The organism is Neptuniibacter sp. SY11_33, from assembly GCF_047778025.1.
Taxonomy (GTDB): domain Bacteria; phylum Pseudomonadota; class Gammaproteobacteria; order Pseudomonadales; family Balneatricaceae; genus Neptuniibacter.
Window position 1 is genome coordinate 1,488,231 of sequence record NZ_CP180543.1, and the last position, 17,852, is coordinate 1,506,082.

15 protein-coding genes and 1 tRNA gene are annotated in these 17,852 nt (G+C 44.2%); 9 read left to right on the forward strand and 7 right to left on the reverse strand.

From position 1 onward, the window contains the following. The first annotated feature begins 31 nt into the window (after window positions 1-31). A complete protein-coding gene (locus tag ACMXYV_RS06985) occupies window positions 32-979 on the forward strand; it encodes a D-2-hydroxyacid dehydrogenase (RefSeq protein WP_415891034.1) in 948 nt (315 codons plus the stop codon). Window positions 980-991: 12 nt separating this feature from the next. On the opposite strand, the gene ACMXYV_RS06990 is transcribed toward ACMXYV_RS06985, so the two are convergent. The 3 genes from ACMXYV_RS06990 to ACMXYV_RS07000 form a co-directional block, all read right to left on the reverse strand. Next, entirely contained in the window at window positions 992-1,612 is a 621-nt protein-coding gene (locus ACMXYV_RS06990; protein ID WP_415891035.1) for a pseudouridine synthase, read from the reverse strand. After that, entirely contained in the window at window positions 1,609-2,967 is a 1,359-nt protein-coding gene (gene rlmD / locus ACMXYV_RS06995; protein ID WP_415891037.1) for a 23S rRNA (uracil(1939)-C(5))-methyltransferase RlmD, read from the reverse strand. Before rlmD ends, ACMXYV_RS06990 begins: the two co-directional genes overlap by 4 nt. A 103-nt stretch (window positions 2,968-3,070) precedes the next feature. Then, on the reverse strand, window positions 3,071-3,832 hold the full coding sequence (locus ACMXYV_RS07000) for an adenosylcobinamide-GDP ribazoletransferase (RefSeq protein WP_415891038.1): 762 nt from the start codon (window positions 3,830-3,832) through the stop codon (window positions 3,071-3,073). 73 nt (window positions 3,833-3,905) lie between these two features. On the opposite strand from ACMXYV_RS07000, the gene ACMXYV_RS07005 reads away from it, so the two are divergent. After that, entirely contained in the window at window positions 3,906-4,895 is a 990-nt protein-coding gene (locus ACMXYV_RS07005) for a glycosyl transferase family protein (protein ID WP_415891040.1), read from the forward strand. Between the two features lie 17 nt (window positions 4,896-4,912). Here the strand turns inward: ACMXYV_RS07005 and ACMXYV_RS07010 are convergent, their stop codons facing one another. Then, window positions 4,913-6,091 (reverse strand): cation:proton antiporter, encoded by a 1,179-nt coding sequence (locus ACMXYV_RS07010; protein ID WP_415891041.1) that lies wholly within the window; start codon window positions 6,089-6,091, stop codon window positions 4,913-4,915. Between the two features lie 78 nt (window positions 6,092-6,169). Further along, complete coding sequence (locus tag ACMXYV_RS07015) at window positions 6,170-7,498, reverse strand: MATE family efflux transporter (RefSeq protein ID WP_415891043.1); 1,329 nt, start codon at window positions 7,496-7,498, stop codon at window positions 6,170-6,172. A 241-nt stretch (window positions 7,499-7,739) separates the two neighbouring features. Between ACMXYV_RS07015 and nfuA the strand changes: the two genes are divergently transcribed. The 6 genes from nfuA to ACMXYV_RS07045 all read left to right on the forward strand — a co-directional run bounded on the left by nfuA (window position 7,740) and on the right by ACMXYV_RS07045 (window position 14,169). Further along, on the forward strand, window positions 7,740-8,333 hold the full coding sequence (gene nfuA / locus ACMXYV_RS07020) for a Fe-S biogenesis protein NfuA (protein ID WP_415891044.1): 594 nt from the start codon (window positions 7,740-7,742) through the stop codon (window positions 8,331-8,333). Between the two features lie 235 nt (window positions 8,334-8,568). After that, complete coding sequence (lon, locus tag ACMXYV_RS07025) at window positions 8,569-10,995, forward strand: endopeptidase La (protein ID WP_415891046.1); 2,427 nt, start codon at window positions 8,569-8,571, stop codon at window positions 10,993-10,995. A 134-nt stretch (window positions 10,996-11,129) separates the two neighbouring features. Beyond that, window positions 11,130-11,405 (forward strand): HU family DNA-binding protein, encoded by a 276-nt coding sequence (locus ACMXYV_RS07030; protein ID WP_007020114.1) that lies wholly within the window; start codon window positions 11,130-11,132, stop codon window positions 11,403-11,405. A 111-nt stretch (window positions 11,406-11,516) separates the two neighbouring features. After that, window positions 11,517-11,593: transfer RNA gene (locus ACMXYV_RS07035), tRNA-Asp, on the forward strand. 145 nt (window positions 11,594-11,738) lie between these two features. Beyond that, window positions 11,739-13,619 (forward strand): SurA N-terminal domain-containing protein, encoded by a 1,881-nt coding sequence (locus ACMXYV_RS07040; RefSeq protein ID WP_415891049.1) that lies wholly within the window; start codon window positions 11,739-11,741, stop codon window positions 13,617-13,619. A gap of 76 nt (window positions 13,620-13,695) precedes the next feature. Beyond that, window positions 13,696-14,169, forward strand: coding sequence for a DM13 domain-containing protein (locus ACMXYV_RS07045; protein WP_415891051.1), 474 nt, complete (start codon window positions 13,696-13,698; stop codon window positions 14,167-14,169). Between the two features lie 280 nt (window positions 14,170-14,449). Here ACMXYV_RS07045 and ACMXYV_RS07050 read toward each other — a convergent pair whose 3' ends face one another. Continuing rightward, window positions 14,450-15,049, reverse strand: coding sequence for a YiiX/YebB-like N1pC/P60 family cysteine hydrolase (locus tag ACMXYV_RS07050; protein WP_415891053.1), 600 nt, complete (start codon window positions 15,047-15,049; stop codon window positions 14,450-14,452). A gap of 174 nt (window positions 15,050-15,223) precedes the next feature. Between ACMXYV_RS07050 and ACMXYV_RS07055 the strand changes: the two genes are divergently transcribed. Further along, window positions 15,224-16,312, forward strand: a complete 1,089-nt coding sequence (locus tag ACMXYV_RS07055) for a DUF3524 domain-containing protein (RefSeq protein WP_415891055.1) — start codon at window positions 15,224-15,226, stop codon at window positions 16,310-16,312. Here ACMXYV_RS07055 and dbpA read toward each other — a convergent pair. After that, window positions 16,309-17,685, reverse strand: coding sequence for an ATP-dependent RNA helicase DbpA (gene dbpA, locus ACMXYV_RS07060; protein WP_415891057.1), 1,377 nt, complete (start codon window positions 17,683-17,685; stop codon window positions 16,309-16,311). The genes ACMXYV_RS07055 and dbpA overlap by 4 nt on opposite strands. Window positions 17,686-17,852 lie beyond the last annotated feature (167 nt).

Sequence of the window (17,852 nt, forward strand, 5' to 3'; positions counted from 1 at the left end):
ATGGGTTGTTTTATATTGATGGGAGCGGTTGATGCGTGCTGTAGTATTGGATTTGAAAGGGTTAGAAGCGATAGATCTTTCTCCTATCGAAAATATTGTTTCAGAATTTGTCAGTTACGATTTAACTCAGCCTGATCAAGTGCTTGAGCGAGTTGAAGGTGCAGATATTCTGATTACCAATAAAACTGCTATTACAGCTGAAGTAATGGATGCCGCTGAGCAGCTTAAATATATCTGTGTGCTTGCGACAGGTGCTAATGTGATTGATAAAGCCGCTGCCGCTGAGCGAGATATTCCAGTGTCAAACTGTGTTGCCTATGGGGTGAGCTCTGTTGTGCAGCATGTATGGTCAATGATTTTAGCCTTGCATACTAATTTGGTTTCTTACGCTAATGATGTACAAAAAGGTCAATGGCAGCGTTCTGATCAGTTTTGTTTTCTGGATTACCCAATTGTCGAGCTGGAAGGAAAAACCCTAGGTATTATCGGTTACGGAAATCTGGGGCAGGGTGTGGCGAATGTGGCTTCTGCTTTTGGAATGAAGGTGCTGGTGGCGCAAAGCTTGAGTGGTAATGTGCAAGATTCGAATAGAGTGAGTTTGGATGAGTTGATTGCGACATCTGATGTGATTAGCCTTCATTGCCCATTAACAGATGATACGGAAAACTTATTTAATCGATCCACATTTAAGCAGATGAAAAACACGGCGTTTTTAGTTAATGCTGCTCGCGGTGGGATTGTGAATGAACAAGATCTTGTGGATGCGTTAAAGTCTGCTGAGATTGCGGGCGCAGCGACCGATGTGCTTACCGTCGAACCACCAAAGGATGGAAATCCTCTGTTAAATCCTTCTATTCCCAACTTATTGGTGACGCCGCATATAGCTTGGGGAACCCTAGAAGCTCGTACCCGTATTATTCAACAAACAGCAGATAATATTCAGGCGTACCTAAGGGGTGAGCATAGCAATCCGGTTTAATGCTTGGGATAATTAGAATGGGCAGGGTGCGAAAAATTCGACCTGCTCGTTAGTATCTGGGTGTGGAAAGGCTAAGTACTCTGCATGAAGAAGTAGGCGCTCAGAAGCAGCTATGCCTTCTTCGGTTGCGTAGAAGCGGTCGCCAACGATCGGGTGTCCCATGGCTTGCATATGTACCCTAAGTTGATGTGACCGGCCTGTGATTGGTTTTAGTGCGACCCTTGTGCCAAGTGCTTCTTTCGATAGTTGCGACCATTCGGTGTGAGCGCTTTTGCCCTGTTCAAAATCTACGATTTGCAACGGACGATTCTCCCAATCGCATCGTAGCGGTAGCTTTACTTCACCCGATGTCTCGCTTGGCTCTCCGCAGATAATTGCTTGGTAGCGTTTGTTGGTCAGCCTCTCTTGAAAGCTACGACTGAGGTGCCGTTGTGCTTCGAGGGTGAGGGCTAGCACCATCAATCCAGATGTGGCGTAATCTAAGCGGTGAACAACTCGTGCGGTGGGGAATTGTTCTTGAACTCTGCGCCATAAACAATCTTGCTTATCCTCCCCGCGCCCAGGTACAGATAGCATGTCGTAAGGTTTATTAGCGATGACGAGTGCGTCATCGCTATATATGATTTCAATCATGCCGTTTTCCGTTCGAATAAAACCATGGATTCAACATGAGAAGTGTGTGGGAACATATCCATGACACAGAAGCGGCTGGCTACATAGCCTTGCTTAATCAATTCGGCACCATCTCGTGCAAGGGCTGCAGGGTTGCAAGATACATACAGAATCATTTCAGGCTGGTGATTCTTAAGCTGTTTAATAATCTCTAAGGCACCTGTTCTTGGAGGATCTAGTAGGATCTTATTAAAGCCCTGTTTGTACCATGGCATTGCGCGTAGATCTTTGCTTAGATCGGCTCGATAAAATTCACAGTTGTCCAAATCGTTATTGGCCGCATTTGTATTGGCGCGGGCAACCATGTCTTCAACTCCTTCAATGCCAACAACATGTGCAGCTGTTTTAGCTAACGGGAGACTGAAGTTGCCGATGCCACAAAATAGATCTAATACTCGATCGTTAGCTTTTAAGTTAAGCCAAGAGATCGCACGATCAATCATTTGTTGGTTAACTTGGTTATTAACCTGAATAAAATCGCCCGGTTCAAATTCAATGTTTGTTGCACTAGGCTCATGTGTATAGCTTAAAACCGCTTTGTCGGAGTAGGCTTCTATTTTATCGCCATGATCAAAATACAGCTTAAAATTCTGTCGTTCAGCTAAATCATTTAGTGCTTGGCAAAGCGTTTCGCTAGGGCGTTTTTTAACGCGTAAGGTTAAAGCGCCTTGGTTGTCCCCCAGAGTTAATTCGCCGTGGGTGATCTCTTTAAATTGTTCTTCATCTTCTAATACTTGTGGTAACGCCGACAAAATTTTATCTAGGGGCTCAGCAAGAACGGGACAATGATTGATTTGGGTCAGCTTGCTGCTGCCACGGCGTCTAAAGCCAACAAGTGCACTGCCATCGCGCATCATCTGGTTGATACCAATTCGACAGCTACGGCGGTAATTCCATTCTGTGCTAGTAATAGGTGCTTCAATTTGTTCAGGCGCAAACTTTCCTAAACGATTGAGCTGATCTAAAACCAATGTTTGTTTGGTTGGGATTTGGTGTTCGTGCGCTAAATGTTGTAGATCACAACCTCCGCAAGTACCGAAATGCTCGCACTTTGGTGATGTGCGGTGTGAGGATTCAGTTAGCACTTGAGTGCAGTTGGCTTCATCGTAGCGGCGATGTTTGCTGGTAATCTCGTATACAACTTCTTCATTTGGAAGTGCGCCAGCTACAAATATTGTTTTACCATCATGTTTGGCAATACCTCGGCCTTCATGGCTTAGTCCTTCAATTTTCAGAGTATCTGGGTAAGGCGTAGCTACTTTAGGCTTCTTTTTCTGAGGAATTGGCTTGGCAAAAAGGCTTTGTTTACGTTTCATGATGAGTACCAGCTTTAGAAGGCGGCGATTTTATCAGAAACCGACCTGCGCGTCCTATGGCTCGCAGGTAAAGTGATCCAGTGCTTGCGTCGATTGATAATCGTTAGATAAGAAAAATTGGTATGCACAGCCAGAGATAGATCAATAATTCGTTTACTTGCTGACAGCAGCCTAAGCAATCACCATTATAACCGTCGATCCAATGTTTGAAGAACTGGATCATGCAGGCAGTAGCGATAAGAGTTGGGACTATAACGCTAATATAGCTGAGTGGTAAAAAGATAAAGCATGCGGCAGCGGGCAGGGCTGCAATGAGCAGATCTACCTTACTCAAGGGACTTAGCATCAGTTTAGATTTGCTGGTCTCTTCATCACTAACGTATTTTTCACGATAGATGATCATTAGCGGGAATAAACGACTGAGACAATGGCCTAATACAATAATGGCAATGGTATGTTGGACTTCTAGTAGAGCATTGAATTTAAGTAATAAGACAACGACCAGGCCAATAACACCATAGCTGCCAACCCTAGAGTCTTTCATGATGCGAAGGATCTGATCTTTATCCCAGCCTCCGCCAAAGCCGTCACAGCAATCCGCTAAGCCATCTTCATGAAGTGCTCCAGTCATCCAGATGCTGGATAACATCGATAGAATTACAGCTATGCTATCTGTGAAGATAAAACTAGAAAGCCAATAGATCAGTGCGGCGTAAAATCCAATTAAAAGGCCTACCCATGGCAAGTATTTAGTCGATTTTGCTTGTGTTTCTTTGGTGTAATGCACCCAAGATGGAGAGGTGAATCGCGTAAAATAGGTTAGGGCATTAAAAAAAAGATGTAGCTGCTTGGGGTAAGATTTCATTAAACTTGGGGCCTGATAAAAAGAGTCCCTACTTTAGTAATTCCTTTAACTAAGGACAAGGTTTAAACGACTGATGATCGAAGAACACAAGTTTGCTCCCTTTGTTCGCATTTTGGGCAAGGGTAAAAATGGTACTAGATCGCTTAGCCGCGAAGAGGCTGAAGCTGCAATGGCCATGATTCTGGATGGAGAGGTTACGCCTGAACAGCTCGGAGCCTTTTTGATGTTGCTGCGAGTAAAGGAGGAGGCGCCAGAGGAGCTTGCGGGTTTTGCTGACGCTGTTCGTAGTCGTTATTCGGTTGGTCGCGAAATACAAGTAGATCTTGATTGGTCGACTTACGCGGGCAAAAAGAGACGCCACACATGGTATTTACTAGTTGCTCTGTGTCTAGCGAGCCATGGCTATCGCGTTTTTATGCATGGTTCAAAAGGTCACACGCCGGGGCGTATCTATGTAGAAGACATGCTTAGTTTGTTTAACTTAAAACCCTGTCAGAATTGGTCTGAGACGGAGGCTGATTTAGACCGAGTTAACTTTGCATATATGCCTGTAGATCAGTTTTGCCCTCCATTAGGGGAGATTATTCAGCTGCGTCCAATTCTTGGACTGCGTTCGCCGGTTCATACCTTATGCCGTATGCTCAATCCTGCTGATGCACCGGCAAGTATTGATGGCGTTTTCCATCCAGCTTATGGGCCTATGCATCAAAAAACCGCTCAGCTTTTAGGCGTGAAGCGCAACGTCACTATGCGTGGTGATGGCGGCGAGGCCGAGATTAGACCAGATACAGAATGTTTGCTGCAGTGGTCAGATAATGGTGAGTTAACTGAATACGACTGGCCTCGTATCGTTGAAAAGCGTTTTATGAAAGAGGCGGAGCTTCCTGCGCAAACCTTAGTGGATGTTTGGAAAGGTGAAGGTGAACATGAATACGGCCATAAGGCGATTATCTCAACTATGGCCGTAGTTTTGAGGTTGTTAGGCGAATCGGCGGAGATGCCTGAGCTATTAAATAAAGCAGAGCAGCTGTGGCAGAGCCGAAATATTTCTCTATTTGCTTGATTGAGTAGCTTCGCCGGTTAATCTCGGCGAAGCTTATCTGAAACTGCGATCGGTGATGGAAAGTTGAAGATCACCACATAACTGGATAACAAGAAAGTTAAGATCGCTGTTGCCTGAATAACATGAGAGGCTTCTTCGCCAATCATCATACTTCCCGCCGCTATATAAGCAATCAACAGTGAAAACTCGCTGATCTGGCCCAAACGAAAACCCACTTCCCATCCTAACTGCTTCGATTCACTAATACGGCTTAATAAAAAGCGGAACACAACTGGCTTAATCGCAAGGACCAAAATAGTCAAAATAATTGCTGGAATCGCAATCGTGCTGACTAAGGTTAGATTAAAGCTGGCGCCGATTGAGAAGAAGAATAGGATCAGGAAAAAGTCACGTAGTGGTTTTAGGCTTGTTGCGATGTATTGAGCAATTGGGCTGGTGGCGATGGATACTCCAGCTACAAAAGCGCCTATCTCTGCAGATAGACCTGCCAAATGTGCCATTTCTGCTAAGCCAAGACACCAGCCGATCGCAAGAAGAAAGATATATTCATGGAAACGATCAAATTTCTGGATCAGTTTTAGCAGCACGTATTTTACAAAGACAAAGGCGCCAATGATCAACAGTGGTAACGCCGCGAGCGTTGTTGCGAATTGAGCCATAGTGTCGCTGCTTGTCCCTCCATCAGTGCCACTGTACAGGAACAATAAGACCATAATTGCAATAACGTCTTGTAGAAGTAGAAGGCCTACTACTAGTTCACCGGTATGGCGGTGGTGAAGTACAGTTGTGGGTAACAGCTTGATACCTATGATCGTACTAGAAAACATCACAGCGGCACCGATGATTAGGTTTTCTGTTTGAGTGTAACCAAAGGCATAACCTACGCTGTAGCCAAGTACAAAGAATATCAGCGAACTTCCTATGGCGACCAAGGTGGCTTTACGCAACATCTGCAATAAATGAGAGGGCTGCATGTCGAGGCCAAGAAGAAATAGCAGGAAGATGATGCCGACGTGGGATATATCAGATAGCAGTTTAGTATCAGTTACCATGCTCATGCCATAGGGGCCTAGAATAGCTCCCAAAACGATATAAGCTACGAGTAAAGGCTGACGAGTGTAGAGAGCCAAAGACGCAACGATGGCAGCACCCGTAAAAATTAAGAAGAACGAAAAAACCAGTGACTGATCAGCCATTTACATATCCCTAAAAGTGGTTTTTAAACTATAGCAAGATGAAACAGCGCGGTTCAAACAATCAAGCCGCTTGGAAGGTTAAATTTTGACTTTTTGCCAATGCTGTTGAGACCAGATGCGGATAAAGATTGCAGACGAAAGCAATCGATGAACAATCTGTACAATCCAGATACCTAGCAGCCCAAAGCCTAAAACAGGTCCAAATAACCATGCTAGCGGTAAAAAGAAGCACCACTGGCCAAATGTAGATATAAGCAAAACAGAGCGATTGGCACCAACGCCGAGCAGTGCTTGGGTTAACACAATCGCGGCTGCATCTAAACAAATTGCTAGCGCAGTTAGTTGTAAGGGAAGTACAGCGATATCTATTAGTTGTTCAGATTTTAAAAATGCAGAAAGAACTGCCTCAGGGAATATGACGAGTGGAATGCTTAGGAGGCTAATGCAAACCAGCGCCGTGACAATCACATCCCATCCCCAGCGAGCTGCTTCTTGGTAGTTATCTTCACCAATTGAATGACTAACAAGCGAGGTACAGGCAACGCCAAAACCAACCGCAGGAAGGATCAAGAAAAGTGAGAGATTAATCAGTACATGTGCGATTGCTTGTTCGCTGGTACCTAACTGACCAATGATCCAGATAAGAATGCAGATTGCCAACGCTAAAAAAAACTGCTGCATTGAATGAGGGAGCGCGAGCTTAATCACTCTGTAGATTGAGGATGCTTGCTGAGTGCTGAATTTAAATAATCCGTTAGGTTTGGCGTCCTTGTACACCATTACAGCGTTCAACAGGGCGCCTATATACAATGCAATCGCAGTACCTAAACCTGCTCCTGGCGCGCCCAGCCTTGGTAAACCTAGTTCACCAAAGATCAAACAGTAACTAATAATAACGTTCAGCAGATGAGTGGCTATTAATACTTTAAAGTAGGTCGCTGGACGTTTAGTGCCGTTCCACCAACCGCGGAAAGACAGATTAAGCCCTATCGCTAGCATGGCTGCTGTTCTGTAATCAAAATATGCTTCAGAGATGTCTTGTACCGCCGAATCCTCAGTCATCAGAGAGACTATGGATTCTGAGTAATAGATCAATACACAACTGATAGGGAGTGCAAAAAGAAGTGAGATCAATAATCCCCAGTGAACAGGGGAGGCGGCATGGCCGTGCTGGCCTTCGCCTTGATGGCGGGCCACTAACGTTTGTACCCCAGAAGACAGGCCAAGAATGAGGCTAATAGCCACGAAATTAGCATAACCTCCTATGCCTACGCCGGCGAGAGATGCTTCGCCAAGCTGACCGACAAGTACGGCATCTACAAGGTTGAGCAGGCTTTGGGATAGCATTCCCGCGATAATCGGCAGCCCTAAACCTATTATTATTTTTTGTCGGTTGAAGAATGTCATAGGGGTCAAAATAGGAAAAAAGCAATTCTATCAGATTATCTCTGTAATAAGATCTATCCCTATATGGAAAAATAGTTTTAAGGCCTTATATCTAATGGATGAGCTGAATAAGGTGGCGGAGTTGTGCCATGTTGCGATAGAATTTTTCACTTATTGTTTAATAGTTGAGCAATTTACTCGGGTTTACTTTGAGTGTATCCTAGAGCTTAAGAATTGATTGGTTCAACATACAGGACACCGTATGAATATCACCGTCACAGAAACGGCAGAAGAATACCTAAAAGAGCTACTTTCTAAACAAGATGTTGAGGGCATGGCTGTACGAATGTTCGTTACACAGCCAGGTACATCTTATGCAGAAACTTGCCTAGCTTATTGTCGTCCAGATGAAGTCATCGAAGATGATGAAATACTGGAGCTGACACAGCTACGTTTCTACATTGAAAAGAACAGTGTTCCTTATCTAGATGAAGCGCATGTGGATTTTGCAAAAGATCGCATGGGTGGGCAGCTAACGATCAAGGCACCAAATGCAAAAGTGCCTAAGGTTTCACCTGATAGCCCAATTTCAGAGCAGATTAACTATATCCTCTATTCAGAAATCAACCCGGGTTTGGCTTCCCACGGCGGTGAAGTGAAACTGATGGAAGTGGTTGAGGAAGAGGAAGGTAATATTGCAGTACTGCAATTTGGCGGCGGTTGTCAGGGTTGTAGCGCTGTTGATATGACATTAAAAGATGGTGTAGAAAAAACACTAGTTGAACGTATCGAAACGTTGGTTGGTGTTCGTGACATTACTGACCACAGTGTTACTGATAAGGCCTATTACAAGTAAGTGTTACAAACTGTGAAAAAAGGGGAATTTATTCCCCTTTTTTGATTGTCTCTATAAAGGGATGCTGCTATAAAAATTAGTATCCCGGTTCTCTTACCTCGATATATTCCCAACGCGTTGTTTTTTTGTATCTAATTGGTTGCATTTGAAATTTTGACCCCCATGTAACCCTAAGACACGCTTTTTTAGAATTTCTCCGCAGTACATCGCGGACTGGTTGATGAGGCTTATGCTCATGACACAACATGACGACATTCAGGAACAACTAATCGAATTGCCAGTACTCCCGTTAAGGGATGTGGTGGTATATCCGCATATGGTTATCCCATTATTCGTAGGAAGGGAAAAATCAATCGAGGCCCTAGAAGCTGCAATGTCTGGGGAGAAAGAAATTCTTCTTGTTGCGCAGAAAAACGCATCGGATGATGAGCCATTGGCCGAAGACCTATTTGAAGTAGGTACCGTTGCTAGCGTACTACAAATGCTTAAATTGCCTGACGGTACTGTAAAAGTACTTGTGGAAGGTGATTACCGTGCAACCATTAGTAAGCTTAGTGAAGATGAAGGTTTCTTTACTGCTGAAGCAAATATGCTTGCAATTGAAGAACTGACGGAAGCTGAAAGCGAGCTATACAAGCGTACAGTTTTAGAGCAATTTGAGCGCTTCGTTCAAGTAAATAAAAAAATTCCATCTGAAGTGCTTTCTTCCCTCCAGAACATCGACGATGTAGGGCGTTTGGCAGATACTATTGCTGCGCACATGTCGCTTAAGCTGGAAGAGAAGCAACAGATCTTAGAGATGCTTAGCAACAAAGAACGTCTAGAGCATCTAATGGCGTTGATGGAGTCTGAAATTGACCTGGTTGAAGTGGAAAAACGAATCCGCGGCCGTGTTAAGAAGCAGATGGAGAAGAGTCAGCGCGAGTATTATCTGAATGAACAGATGAAGGCTATCCAAAAAGAGTTAGGTGATCTGGATGAGTCCGGCACTAACGACATGGATGAGCTGAAAAATCGAATTGCTGAAGCAAAAATGCCGCAAGAAGCTTTCGATAAAACCATGAGTGAATACAATAAGTTGAAGATGATGTCGCCAATGTCGGCTGAAGCAACAGTTGTGCGTGGTTACATCGATTGGATGATCCAAATCCCTTGGGCTAAGCGATCTAAAGTTCGCCATGATATGAAGCGAGCGGAAAAGGTACTTAACCAAGATCACTTCGGTCTTGAAGAAGTTAAAGATCGTATTCTTGAATACTTAGCAGTTCAGAAGCGCGTTAAAAAATTGAAAGGTCCGATCCTTTGTTTGGTTGGCCCTCCAGGTGTAGGTAAAACATCTCTAGGTCGTTCCATCGCTCGCGCTACGAACCGTGAATACGTTCGTATGGCTCTAGGCGGCGTGCGTGACGAAGCAGAGATTCGTGGTCACCGTCGTACATACATCGGCTCTATGCCAGGTAAATTACTGCAGAAGATGTCGAAAGTAGGTGTGAAAAACCCACTGTTTTTGTTGGATGAGATCGACAAAATGGGTATGGATCAGCGTGGCGATCCAGCCTCGGCTCTTCTTGAAGTGCTAGACCCAGAGCAAAACAACAGCTTTAACGATCATTACCTAGAGGTAGATTACGATCTGTCTGATGTCATGTTCGTATGTACTTCAAACTCTATGAATATTCCGGGCCCTTTATTGGATCGTATGGAGATCATTCGCATCCCAGGTTACACCGAAGATGAGAAGTTGAATATTGCTCGAAATTACCTTGTTGAGAAGCAGTTTAAGAATAATGGCTTGAAAAAAGGTGAAGTGGAGATAAAGGATAGTGCCATTACTGGTTTGATCCGTTACTATACCCGCGAAGCTGGAGTACGTGGCCTTGAGCGAGAGATCGCTAAACTTTGTCGTAAGGTTGTTAAAGAGCTTGCTTTGACTGATAAGAAAGATCTTCCAGTTATTATTGAAGAAGCTCAGTTGGAGCACTACAGCGGTGTTCGCAAGCATAATTTCGGTATTGCTGAAGAGCAGGATCAGGTTGGCCTAGTAACAGGCTTAGCTTGGACCCAAGTGGGTGGTGATATCCTAAGCATCGAAACAGCAGTGGTACCGGGTAAAGGCCGTCAGGTAACTACAGGTAGCTTAGGGGATGTGATGAAAGAATCCATTCAAGCTGCACTGACTGTTGTAAGAAATCGTGCTGAAGCCCTGGGTATAGCATCTGACTTCCATGAGAAACAAGACGTTCATATTCACGTTCCAGAAGGTGCTACACCAAAAGATGGCCCAAGTGCGGGTATAGGAATGTGTACGGCTTTAGTATCAGTGTTAACCAATATTCCGGTTAAGGCTGACGTAGCAATGACAGGTGAAATTACCCTAAGAGGGCAGGTTTTACCTATCGGCGGATTGAAAGAAAAGCTGCTCGCTGCACACCGCGGGGGAATTAAAACGGTCATTATTCCAAAGGAAAATGAGCGCGATTTAAAGGAAATTCCCGACAATATCAAAGCAGATATCGATATTAAGGCGGTTAAATGGATTGATGAGGTGCTGGACATCGCACTAAAGTATCAACCAAAACCTGTAGAGAAAAGCGAGAAGGAAGTAGTGGCGACAAAGGAAAAGTCTGCAAAAGCTGAGCCGGAGCAAATAAAGCCACATTAGTATTCATCAGGGGTAGAAAGGTGTTCTAGGTGTCTTGACACCCCTTTCTGCACCTTGGTATAAATGCCTGACCATCTTGCTGGGCATGGATAACGGAACAATTAAAAATAACGATCTATTTAAAGGGGAACAACGTGAATAAGTCTGAACTGATCGACGCTATCGCAGCTTCAGCCGACATTCCTAAAGCAGCTGCGGGTCGCGCGCTGGATGCTACACTGGAAGCGGTTACTGGTGCACTTCAAAACGGTGATTCTGTTGCACTTGTAGGTTTCGGTACATTTTCTGTGAAAGAGCGTGCTGCTCGTACGGGCCGTAACCCACAGACAGGCAAGCCAATTGAAATTGCTGCCGCTACACTGCCAACTTTCAAGCCTGGTAAGGCTCTGAAAGACGCAGTAAACAAGTAAGATCTGATCGCGTCACGATCTTACTTAGGGGAGGTAACTCATTAGTTTAGTGAGTTACCCAGCCTGAAGCGCTAATACAGTGCTGAAGGTGCGGGTTAAAGACCCGCGAAAGGAGCGGTAGTTCAGTTGGTTAGAATACCTGCCTGTCACGCAGGGGGTCGCGGGTTCGAGTCCCGTCCGTTCCGCCAACTATGTACACAGACAATTTCTGTTCTACATAGAATGACGAGCTACATCATATTAGTGAGTCAGGTACAAAATTCTTGAAAGGCGCATTTGTAAGAATGCGCCTTTTTTATGTGTTAAAGATATTGCCAGGGGTTTAGAGGCATAATGCTACAGTCCATTCGTGATAACTCTCAGGGAATCATTGCCAAGATTATTGTTGGCTTGATTGCTGTTACTTTTGCATTATTTGGTGTTGAATCGCTGGTTAGTTTAACCGCTGGCAGTAATGCTCCTGCGACAGTTAATGGTGAAGAGATCAGTCAGCAAGATCTCTATCAAGGCGTTCAATTGCAGCGTCGTCAAATGTTGTCGCAGATGGGGGAGGACGCCGATCCTTCGCTACTGGATGATAATTTGATCAGTAATATGGTTTTGGAAGGTCTGATTGAACAATCGGTTTTAGTTCAATCTGCACAAAATCAAGGCCTAACATTCTCGGATACAATGATTGATCAACTGATTCTTTCAACTAAAGAATTTCAGCTTGACGGTAAGTTTGATCGCGCTCAGTTTGAAGCTACGTTACGTAACGCGGGTCTTACGCCTTTAATGTACCGTGATATCGTGCGTAAAGAGAAGGTGACAGAGCAAGAACGTATTGCGTTCATGCTTTCTGCGTTCACTTTGCCTAATGAACTGAATTCTCTAAATGTTCTGCAGAATCAAACGCGTGATCTTCGCTATTTTACTCTGCCAGCAGACAATGTGCGTGCTGAAATTAACGTTTCTGATGAGCAGATTGCCGATTACTATGCAGAGAATAGTTCTCAGTTTATGACTGAAGAGCAGGTAGCAATTGAGTATCTTCTACTAGAAAGAAGCGCTCTAGAGGCAGGTATCGAAGTATCTAATGATGAACTTCAAGCAGCCTACCAGCAGCTTGTTGATACGTTTCAAGCTCAAGAGCAACGCCATTCTGCACATATCTTTATCGAGATTTCTGAACAGCAAGACGATGCTGCTGCCAAAGCTAAGATTGATGCAATTGCTGAGCGCCTAAAAGCAGGTGAAGCATTTGAAGAGCTAGCTAAGTCAGAATCTCAAGACCCAGCATCTGCTGAGATGGGTGGTGATTTAGGTATTAATGAGAAAGGTGTTTTCTCAACTGACTTTGAAGACGCTTTGTATGCTCTAGAAAAAGGTGCTGTTTCAGAGCCTGTACGTTCGGAGTTCGGTTATCACTTAATCAAACTTGTGGATCTTGTTGCGTCTGAAGTACCTGTTTTTGCGCAAGCTGAAGCAGAGCTTCGTTCTGATCTTCTAAATCAGAAAGCTGAAGAAGAGTATGTTGAGCAGTTAGAGCGTTTAGCTGATGTTTCTTTCTCTTCTGGTGATCTGGTAGAACCATCTGAAGAGCTAGAACTAGAGATTCAGAAAACTGAGCTATTTGCGCGTTCTGGTAACGAAGATGCGATTACTTCCAACGCGAAGATTCTTGCTGTTGCTTTCGATCAGGAGCTGATCAATGAAGGTTTGAATAGCACGCCAGTTGAATTGGATTCTGGTCGCTCTGTTGTTTTACGTGTAGTTGAACATCAACTACCTCGTGAAAAAGCACAAGGCGAAGTAGCTGATCAGATCCGCGCTATTTTGGTTGAGCAGCAAGTTGCTGCGGCGATGACTGAAAAAGCGAATGCGATTGTTGCTCAGCTAACTGAAGGAGCAGATCTAGCGACTGTTGCAGAAGGTAATGAAGTGGTAACGCAGCCTGCAGTTAATCGTAGCCAGAGAGAGCTTCCACAAGAGCTTCTTACCGCCGCATTCAAAATGGTTAAACCGCAAAGTGGTTCTACTTATGCTGCAGTTGATACTGTTGATGGTAGCAAAATGATTATCGCGCTAGACGCAATCGGTCAGCAAGATATTGAGCTGCAAGAAGACGAAATTCGCTTTATGGGTATGATGCTTAATAACCGTCAAGGCCAGCAGGATTACCAAGATCACCTTGCTCAGTTAAAAGCAAAAGCTGAAATTGAAAAGCTTTAAGCTAATTTGATCTATTCTAAAACCACCTTCGGGTGGTTTTTTTATATTGGCTGTTTTAGCAGCTTTAGGAGGGGATATGAAAAAATTAATGTTACTGATTAGTCATGGCCTAGTTGGCTTCGCAGGCTTTGCTTTAGGCGTATACCTGTTGCCTATTTTGATTCAGCCTCAGGGGCCTTCCGAGCAAGAGATCTCTTCGGCTGTAGCTCAGGCGCAGTTTGAAGGTCAGTTTGTGAAAGAGTTAAAAGGCAGTGACTTTTTACATTGGGGAGAAGGCTCAGTGATGCTGGGTGGCGGTGTGGCTGCATTTAAAGGTAAATTAGCACCAGGCCCTGATTATAAGCTTTACCTTTCTCCTGTATTTGTAGATGACGAGATGAGCTTTCTTGAGAATAAGCGAGATATGGTTCAGGTTGCTGAAATCAAAACATTTGATGGCTTTGTGGTTAACTTGCCAGAGGGTGTTGATCTGGCTAAATATTCTACGGCTGTGATTTGGTGTGAAACCTTCTCTGAATTTATCAGCGCTGCTCGTTATAACTCTCTGTAAGTAATAGATCTGACTGTCAGCGTTTGGGAATCTGCGAATAAGTCCCATGCTTTCTCAGTGGGTTCTAAAGCGACCAGATACGCGAAAGTCAGTGCAGTGAAATGTCTGGACCTTTTCAAGCTGACTGACAAAGTAGATGGTCGCTTTAGGGCTCACCCTACGGGGCTTACATAGCAACTGAATCACTTTGTTAATGATTTTCGACAGGCAACCAGCATGCCTGTAATCATTGCCTCGTGCTTCAATTGCTCTGTAAGCCTGAGTCGCATAAGACTTGTTCTCAGGTTCCCTGACTGACAGTCGTATAGATCGTTTCGAGTTGCGGGTCATTCAATTGACTGGCAGGCGTAATTGTTTTTCGTTGCCATGGTACAAGGCCAAAGTACCAGCAGCGCCAGAAGTTAACGCTGGCTTGTGGATTTTCGTCTAATAGTTCAGCTAGCGTTTGTACTTTGCCTAACTCTATTCCTAACGCCTCCTTAAAGGTTAAATAAACAAATTTAGAACAAAATTGTCGCTTAGAATCGAATTTAAAGCCTAAGTGGTAAAAGCGCCCCATACGTTTCTCAGCGGTTTGTTTTAATTTGCTAATATCTGCTTCAACTAACGGCTCTTTAAGTCGTAATATGCTCACCTCATCGTTGGTTGTGCGTGATACAAAATCTTTTAGACTCGTGCGTCTAACACAGGGAACAGCGCTTTCTAAAACACACCATTCATCATTTTCTTTAATGACAAAACCAACATGCGAAGTCCAGCTGCCAGTGCCTTTTGCGACTTGGCGGTAAAGAAAACTATTGATGGAGATAAAAATAATGTCTCCTTCTTGTACGCAGTTTTCTAGGTCATTGATTACGCTGTTGAACTTTGTCATTTTCATTACGGTTTCCTCAAAGGTTGATACGTAAAGTATGTGGACTTTGAGGATATAGGGCTAAAAATTCAAAAAAGGTATCGTATTTTGATGCTTTTGGTTTTGTTACTCTGTTTTAAGTGTAATAGGACAAAGCAAAATTTGGCTGATACACTAGCGATTTTTTTCAACGGCGGCTTTATGCGAATACTCCTTCTCTCAGCTTACGATGCGGATAGTCATGTTTATTGGCGTAAAGGGCTTGTTGAGCACTTAAATGAACACGAATGGACAGTATTATCTTTGCCAGGACGCTATTTCAGCTGGCGTATGCGGGGGAATAGTCTTAGTTGGGCGTTTAATCAAAGGGAAATATTAAGCCAGGCTTATGATCTAGTCGTGGCGACCTCTATGACAGATCTGTCTGCCTTGCGTGGGTTTGTTCCATCTTTAGCCCAAATTCCAACACTGGTTTACTTCCACGAAAACCAATTCGCTTATCCTGAGTCTGGTAAAGCATTTAAAACCGTTGAGCCATGCATTCTGAACCTTTATACCGCGCTGGCTGCGGATTATTGTTTATTTAACAGTGAATATAATCGACAGACGCTTTTGGATGGCGCGAAAGCTCTCTTAAGAAAGATGCCCGATCAAGTACCACCAAATCTGATTGAGCTTATTAGAGACAATTCAGCGGTGCTGTCTGTACCTATCAAGTCTGATAGCTACCAAATACATTCTCCTGAATCTGATAAGTTTCATATCGTTTGGAATCACCGTTGGGAATACGATAAAAACCCTCAGCTACTGCTTGATGCAGTTGAACAACTGATGCAGAAGCGAAAGGACTTTAAACTCCATGTGGTCGGGCAGCAGTTTAGAAAGGTGCCAGAGCAATTTGTACAACTTCGAGAGCTACTAGGTGATTGTGCTGGAGAGTGGGGTTATCTCTCGTCACGTGAGGAGTATCTGGCTCTATTGCGTAAAGCGGATGTTGTACTTTCAACAGCTGTGCATGATTACCAAGGGATCGCTGTTTTAGAAGGTGTCGCGTCTGGTGCGGAGCCCTTAGTCCCTGACAGATTGGCGTATAGAGAATTGTTCCCTAAAGCCTGCCGTTATAAAGAAGAGAGTGAAGCTGAGGTCTTAGCTGAGCGATTAGATCGGTTAGCAGCAAGAAAGTACGCAGGAGAGTGGGGGGAGCAAGTGAATGTCGATCGGTTTAAATGGGCGATACTGGCAGACCAGTATCGCCATCACTTTGATCGTTTAGCCCTTAAAGAAGGTTAAAGGCGACGTACTTTAAATTTGCGGCCTTTAATTTTTCCTTGGCTCAAGCGTTCCGCAGCCTTTCTCGCAACGTTACGTTCAACCGCAACGTAAGCGGCAAAATCATAAACATTGATCTTGCCTACTTGGTTTCCCTGTATTCCAGCATCGCCGGTTAACGCGCCTAAGATATCACCTGGACGAACTTTGTTCTTTTTACCACCGGCAATAGCAAGGGTAGCCATTGGAGGTTTGTTCGGCTGATAGTTCGGATCTGCGACTGGCAGTTCGGTAACGGGGAACTCTGTATCCAAATACTTTTCAATGGCAGCCACTTTGTAAGCTTCTGATGGCTGATAAAGGTTTAATGCCATACCTTGCTTACCTGCACGGCCTGTACGACCGATACGGTGAGTATGAACCTCAGCGTCGCGAGTGAGATCGTAGTTGATGACACAAGGTAGGTCGTCAATATCCAAGCCACGTGCTGCCACATCGGTGGCGATGAGAAAAGAGCAGCTGCGGTTGGCGAATTGCACTAGTATCTGATCACGATCACGTTGCTCAAGATCACCGTGAATAGCTTTTGCGCTATAGCCTAAGGATTTAAGGTGCTGCTGTACATCATTGCAGGTTTGCTTCATGTTGCAGAAAATCACTGCAAATTCTGGTTTGAACTGAGCCAAAATCGCGCTTAAATTCTCAAGCTTATTTTCTTTTTCGATCTCAAAGAAATGTTGCTCAATCTGGGATTGCTGGTGAGTGGATTCTACTTCTACCGTAATTGGCTGATTGAGAATGTCCGCACTTAAGCTCGCTATAGTTTTAGGGTAAGTAGCAGAAAAAAGCAGCGTTTGGCGTTTCTTTGGTGTCTGACCGATGATGTCACGAATATCATCAGCAAAACCCATATCCAGCATACGATCCGCTTCATCAAGCACTACGGTAGTGACTTTATCTAAGTGCAGAGTTTTCTTACGTAGATGGTCTTTGATACGACCCGGTGTACCGACAACAATATGTGCGCCATGCTCCAAAGAGCCTATCTGAGGGCCGATCGATTGACCACCACAGAGAGTAAGTATCTTCACGTTTTCTGTAAATCGAGCAAGCTTTCTTAATTCATTAGCGACTTGTGTTGCTAATTCGCGAGTAGGACAAAGTACTAAGGCTTGGGTGGCGAAACTACGAAGATTTAAATTCAGTAGTGTACCTATACCGAATGCAGCTGTTTTACCACTGCCTGTTTTCGCTTTCGCAATGAGGTCGTTACCTCGCAAAACCTCGGGTAGGGCTTTCTCTTGGATAGCCGTCATCTGCTTATAGCCTAGATGATCTAGGTTCTTAAGCATCGGTTTTGGAAGATTGAGATTTGAGAAGCAGGTATCAGACACAGGGCACTCGGTAACAGTAAGGTTGTTTAGGTTTTGTTGCAAAGCGGCATTATAGAGCAAACCGCTTTGAGAGAATATGAATACCCTGAAGAATCCCTCGCTAATCAAAGCGCGTTAACAATTGTTGATCTTTCTCAAGATGTTGGCAGGCTCTTTGGGTATACTTC

What these genes read in the sequence shown, in the direction of transcription:
- ACMXYV_RS06985 (WP_415891034.1), top strand. Translation starts at nt 32, where the DNA reads ATGCGTGCTGTAGTATTGGATTTGAAAGGGTTAGAAGCGATAGATCTT.
- ACMXYV_RS06990 (WP_415891035.1), bottom strand. Translation starts at nt 1,612, where the DNA reads ATGATTGAAATCATATATAGCGATGACGCACTCGTCATCGCTAATAAA.
- rlmD (WP_415891037.1), bottom strand. Translation starts at nt 2,967, where the DNA reads ATGAAACGTAAACAAAGCCTTTTTGCCAAGCCAATTCCTCAGAAAAAG.
- ACMXYV_RS07000 (WP_415891038.1), bottom strand. Translation starts at nt 3,832, where the DNA reads ATGAAATCTTACCCCAAGCAGCTACATCTTTTTTTTAATGCCCTAACC.
- ACMXYV_RS07005 (WP_415891040.1), top strand. Translation starts at nt 3,906, where the DNA reads ATGATCGAAGAACACAAGTTTGCTCCCTTTGTTCGCATTTTGGGCAAG.
- ACMXYV_RS07010 (WP_415891041.1), bottom strand. Translation starts at nt 6,091, where the DNA reads ATGGCTGATCAGTCACTGGTTTTTTCGTTCTTCTTAATTTTTACGGGT.
- ACMXYV_RS07015 (WP_415891043.1), bottom strand. Translation starts at nt 7,498, where the DNA reads ATGACATTCTTCAACCGACAAAAAATAATAATAGGTTTAGGGCTGCCG.
- nfuA (WP_415891044.1), top strand. Translation starts at nt 7,740, where the DNA reads ATGAATATCACCGTCACAGAAACGGCAGAAGAATACCTAAAAGAGCTA.
- lon (WP_415891046.1), top strand. Translation starts at nt 8,569, where the DNA reads ATGACACAACATGACGACATTCAGGAACAACTAATCGAATTGCCAGTA.
- ACMXYV_RS07040 (WP_415891049.1), top strand. Translation starts at nt 11,739, where the DNA reads ATGCTACAGTCCATTCGTGATAACTCTCAGGGAATCATTGCCAAGATT.
- ACMXYV_RS07045 (WP_415891051.1), top strand. Translation starts at nt 13,696, where the DNA reads ATGAAAAAATTAATGTTACTGATTAGTCATGGCCTAGTTGGCTTCGCA.
- ACMXYV_RS07050 (WP_415891053.1), bottom strand. Translation starts at nt 15,049, where the DNA reads ATGAAAATGACAAAGTTCAACAGCGTAATCAATGACCTAGAAAACTGC.
- ACMXYV_RS07055 (WP_415891055.1), top strand. Translation starts at nt 15,224, where the DNA reads ATGCGAATACTCCTTCTCTCAGCTTACGATGCGGATAGTCATGTTTAT.